Genomic DNA, 4,892 nt, shown 5'->3' with positions numbered 1-4,892 from the left:
CCATCATGGATAGTTTAAGGGGCAAGGAATGTTTTCGTTTCTGGTCAAGCGCCTGTTTCAGGCACTGATAGTGATGTTTGTGATCAGTCTGGTGGCGTTTGCCATTCAGGATAACTTAGGCGACCCATTGCGTGAGCTTGTTGGGCAGTCTGTTTCAGAAAGCGAGCGCCAAGCGCTGCGCGATGAACTTGGACTGAATGATCCTTTCATTGCCAAATATACTCGTTTTATTACGGCCGCGGTGCAGGGTGATTTAGGCACGTCCTACTTTTTCAAACGTCCTGCGGTAGACGTTATTCTCGATAAATTAATCGCAACGTTAGAGCTTGTGCTCGGTGCGACCGTAATCATCATTGTCTGTTCCATTCCATTAGGGGTTTACACAGCCATTCATCCCAAAAGCTTCTTTACCAAAGTGGTGATGGCGGGCAGCAGTATTGGTATTTCTATCCCAGTGTTCTTAACTGCGATTATGTTGATGTACGTTTTCTCGATCACGTTAGGTTGGTTACCATCGTATGGACGAGGGGAAACCGCCAATTGGTTGGGTTGGGAATCTGGCTTTTTCACGGCTGATGGATTAGCACACTTGGTGCTGCCTTGTGTTTCACTGGCGTCGATCATGCTGCCGCTGTTTATTCGTTTAGTGCGTTCTGAAATGTTGGAAGTGCTGAGCTCGGAATACATCAAATTTGCTAAAGCTAAGGGCTTGGCATTGAACAAAATTTACTACCAACATGCACTTAAAAATACCATGTTACCGGTGCTAACCGTCGGCGGTGTACAAATTGGGACTATGGTGGCCTACACCATCTTAACCGAGACTGTTTTTCAGTGGCCGGGTACGGGCTTTCTTTTCCTTGAAGCGATCAACCGAGTTGATACTCCGCTGATCACCGCTTACGTCATATTCGTTGGCCTGATTTTCGTTGTGACCAACACCATTGTCGATCTGTTATACGGTCTGATTAACCCGACTGTGAACCTTACTGGAAAAGGAGCTTAATCATGAGCCAATTTGCTGCTGCTCCATCTCGTTGGGAGCGTTTTAAACAGTCTGATTTTTTGTACTATTTCTTGCGTGATAAAGTGGCGATGACCAGCTTCGTCATCTTTTTGGTATTCTTAACTTTGTCTGTCGCTGCGCCACTCATTGCCCCCAGTAACCCGTACGACCTATCATCGATTGATCTGATGGATGCAGAATTACCTCCCTCTTGGATGGAGGGAGCCGATGAGCGCTTTGTTCTCGGCACGGATGAGCAAGGGCGCGATATTTTGTCGACCATACTGTATGGTTCGCGTCTATCACTGACGATTGGCTTTTTGGCGGTCGGTTTACAGTTGCTACTTGGTATCGTGATTGGCCTTTCTGCTGGCTACTTTGGTGGACGTATTGATAGCTTTTTGATGCGTTTTGCTGATGTACAGCTATCGTTTTCAACCATGATGGTGGCGATCATTGTTTCGGCAATTTTCAAAGCCAGTTTTGGGAGTGAATTTTATAGTCAGTATGCGGTTGTGATGCTGGTGGTGATTATCGGCGTGGCTGAGTGGCCACAATACGCGCGGACAATTCGTGCGTCAGTGCTTGCCGAGAAGAAAAAAGAGTATGTGGAAGCGGCTCGTGTGATGGGTTTTAAATCGCCACGCATCATGTTTCGCCATATTTTACCTAACTGTTTATCGCCTATTTTGGTTATCTCAACTGTGCAAATTGCCAATGCGATCATGTCTGAAGCGGCACTCTCTTTCCTAGGTTTAGGTTTGCCAGTCGATCAGCCATCATTGGGTGCTTTGATTAGCATGGGCTTTAACTACATCTTCTCTGGCGCTTGGTGGATTACGGCTTTCCCTGGTTTTGTACTAGTCACATTAGTGTTGGTGATCAATCTGTTGGGTGACTGGCTACGCGATGTTTTTAACCCAAAAATTTACAAAGGGTGATGTGGCAATTGATTTTTGCTAAAGAAAATCCCTAAACTAAAAGCCGCCGTCAAATGCGGCTCTTTTTTTGCTAGTATTTTTGTTATACCCAACCCAAATCCATTGAACTAGGGAACATTGAATCGGTAATGTTGTCACTACTATTAAGCAAGTATATGGACTCAATATGATGACCCTGATGCGGAAAACGACCCTGTGTGTGACATCAAGCCTAACGGTGTTGGCGTCGCTGGCTTTATTTCAACCCGCTTGGGCGGACGATTTTCTTTGTGATGCGACTCAAGCTTCTGTCGATCAGCTGCCCATTCTTGATAAAGCATGCCCAATAGGGCAAGGTTTATGGGGAAAGAAAAAGCCCAAAGGGCAATCATCCACTTTTTGGATTCAGTGTGGTGTGTTAAATAAGCCATTATCTTTGCTGAAAGCCAAAGCGTTTTATACCCATATTTCTACCGATGTATGGCTAAAACCAGAAGCGAAAACGTATCGTTGCTTAATCGGTCCTTATACTGATTATGAGCAAGTAAAAAAAGAACTGCCTCTTATCCAGCAAATCCCCGGTTACAAAGAAGCTTTCATTCGTGAGGTTGTCAAAGGGCGCGCACAGTCTAGCTCGCCGATAAAAAAGACAACTTCCGCTCAAGCAACGTCTGCCGCAAAACAAATCACCAAAAAGTCTTTACCGAAACCACAAGTGGAAATGGCGAGTTCGCCATTATCAACGAAACCATCAACCAAAGCGCCAGCTCTTAATGTTCCGCCAGCGGTTGAAATTCGTTTGAGCACCACCGCAAACGGTTTGCAGTTTGTGGTGCCTCATTTACGTTCGAGTGATGAACAGTTCTATATGGAACATGGCCTAGCATGGAGCCGCCTAAACTATGAGGTGGCAGAAAAAACCTGCCAAAAAATGGCGATGCGCTTGGTAACGGAAGAAGAGTGGCAACGCCTTTTGGATTCAAAACAGATGGACAGTAACCAATGGCCAATGCACTTACCTTATTGGGGATGGTCGCAAAAAGGGCTTTTTACCAACGGTAAAGTCAGCCAACTGAAAGGTTCCTCATTACTCAATGTGATTTGCGTTAAATAAGTGTCTCAGTTTGCCGTCAGAAATGGCGGCAGCGCTACTCTTTCTTTCCCTCTTCGAGTAATTGTAGATAGCGTTGTTCGATAAAATCTTTTTCTTTACTGATGTGATACAACTGTTTTTTCATCGCTTCGACATCGACAGAAGTGCCACCTTGTTTGGCTTGCTCTTTGTATTTCTCAATGGTCTCTAGTAGTTCTTTTTTCTCGGCTTGATAATTTTTTGCCATTTCGTAGAAATCACCTGCTTTACTGATCTTAATGTATTCCGCTTCTAACTGTTCAAACTCTTTTTCGATGGTGGCTTTTTCTTCTTTCAAACTGTCAACGGTATCAGTTTGAGCAAAGAGTTTTTTACGAGTCACTCGTAGCCCTTTCACACTTTTATCGAGATCGCCTTTCAGTTTGCGGATCAACTTATGCGATTTACTCAATTTCTCATTGAGCTCATCAATTGAAGCCTGATCTTCGGCACTAATGCCCTGAGAAGAGGAATTTTTGATGAGAGAAACCTGTTGCTCGAGCGCTTTTTGAATGATGATTAAATCATTCAGAGTCGAGCTATGCTCTGCGGTGTAGTTCAACGCATTTTCAACGGATTGTTGGCATAAATGAAGCGTGTCTTCATCGCTATCACTTTTACTACGAGTAAAACCATGCGCAAATTTCCTAAATTCACGCAGGATCAGCAGTAGGATAAAAAACCAAGCCAACAAGATAATAAGCCCGAGATCGATCGCTAAGAGCGATAAAACCTTTTCGGTGAGGAACTCTTGTATTGGCATCACATAAACCCACTTTTGTTGCTGTATTTTCAGGTAAGTTTAGTTGTTGTAAAAAAATGTGCCTATACTTTGAACAAGTTAGGTCATAGAAAAATGTGCTGTGAAGATTCTCATTGTTGATGACAGTAAAGCGACACTTGAAATAGTCAGACGAGCCTTAGAGGCGTTTGGCTACCGACGTTTGTCCATTCAAAAGGCAGACAATGGTAAGGCCGCACTCAAGCTGATTGGCAGTTGGCAGCCGGATATTGTCTTAACAGATTGGCACATGCCCGGCATGACGGGGCTGGAGTTGACACAAGCGATAACCAAACGTAAGCTCGGGATAAAAGTGGCAATGCTCACCACGGTGGCCGATGAGCAACAAATCAAACAGGCGCTTGAAGCTGGAGCGTCGTTTGTGTTATCGAAACCGTTTGACGATGGTGAACTGCACCAAAAGTTGCTTCCTTTAGTGCAAGGAGCGGAAGAGAGCTGCATTGAATTAGATGAAATGGTCGAGCTGCAAGATGAGTTGGCTTTACCAAAGCTTTCGCAGCTAGAGAAGCTGCTAAAAAGAGCGGTAGGTGCTGATATCGTGCTGAATAATATTCGTCGCCAATCATTTGATGAGAGTAAAATTCCTTGTTTGATGGCCATCTATGAAGATGGCGAAACGCAAAAGCCGCGCGCGGTGGCACTGCTTGATATCTACGCCGTTTGTGTCTTTGCTAAAGGCAACCCCAGCATTACCAAAGAGCAACTACAACAAGCGGTACACAGCAAAATGGTCAGTAAAGATATTCTCGATACTTGCCAGAAAGTATTAAGTGCTTCCGCATTAGCGTTTCTTGATAATCAAACCCGCAAAAGCTTGAAGTTAAAAAATATCAGTTTTATCCCTCAATCGTTTGAAAAGCTCGAAACCCTATTTGCCAAAGAAGCGGATAAACGGGTCGATTTTTCCTGCCAAATGGGGGCGTTAGCCCAAGGGAAAATTACTTTGGTGGGATTTTAGAAAATAGAAGGTTTTGAGTGAGCTCAAAACCTTCTATTTATTTATAGGTAATAGGATTTTCCCTTGATTATTAA

5 protein-coding genes are annotated in these 4,892 nt (G+C 44.1%); 4 read left to right on the top strand and 1 reads right to left on the bottom strand.

Going from position 1 to position 4,892, the window contains the following annotated elements:
• Nucleotides 1–28 precede the first annotated feature (28 nt).
• The 3 genes from AACT21_RS06465 (at nt 29) to AACT21_RS06455 (ending at nt 3,040) form a co-directional block, all read left to right on the top strand.
• Nucleotides 29–1,006: an ABC transporter permease gene (locus AACT21_RS06465; RefSeq protein WP_013855660.1), complete on the top strand. Its 978-nt coding sequence runs from the start codon at nt 29–31 to the stop codon at nt 1,004–1,006.
• Between the two features lie 2 nt (nt 1,007–1,008).
• Complete coding sequence (locus AACT21_RS06460; RefSeq protein ID WP_017046673.1) at nt 1,009–1,947, top strand: ABC transporter permease; 939 nt, start codon at nt 1,009–1,011, stop codon at nt 1,945–1,947.
• Nucleotides 1,948–2,113: 166 nt separating this feature from the next.
• Nucleotides 2,114–3,040 carry an SPOR domain-containing protein gene (locus tag AACT21_RS06455; RefSeq protein WP_094164296.1) on the top strand — a complete coding sequence of 309 codons (927 nt, stop codon included), beginning with the start codon at nt 2,114–2,116 and terminating at the stop codon, nt 3,038–3,040.
• A 34-nt stretch (nt 3,041–3,074) separates the two neighbouring features.
• Here AACT21_RS06455 and AACT21_RS06450 read toward each other — a convergent pair whose 3' ends face one another.
• Complete coding sequence (locus AACT21_RS06450) at nt 3,075–3,824, bottom strand: chromosome partitioning protein ParA (protein WP_081317722.1); 750 nt, start codon at nt 3,822–3,824, stop codon at nt 3,075–3,077.
• A gap of 97 nt (nt 3,825–3,921) precedes the next feature.
• On the opposite strand from AACT21_RS06450, the gene AACT21_RS06445 reads away from it, so the two are divergent.
• The gene (locus AACT21_RS06445; RefSeq protein WP_094164295.1) at nt 3,922–4,818 is read left to right on the top strand and encodes a response regulator; all 897 of its coding nucleotides are present in this window, start codon (nt 3,922–3,924) and stop codon (nt 4,816–4,818) included.
• The last annotated feature ends 74 nt before the right edge of the window (nt 4,819–4,892 follow it).

This window comes from Vibrio sp. V08_P9A1T1, assembly GCF_963874405.1.
Taxonomy (GTDB): Bacteria; Pseudomonadota; Gammaproteobacteria; order Enterobacterales; family Vibrionaceae; genus Vibrio; species Vibrio anguillarum.
This window is presented reverse-complemented; position numbering and strand designations above follow the sequence as displayed.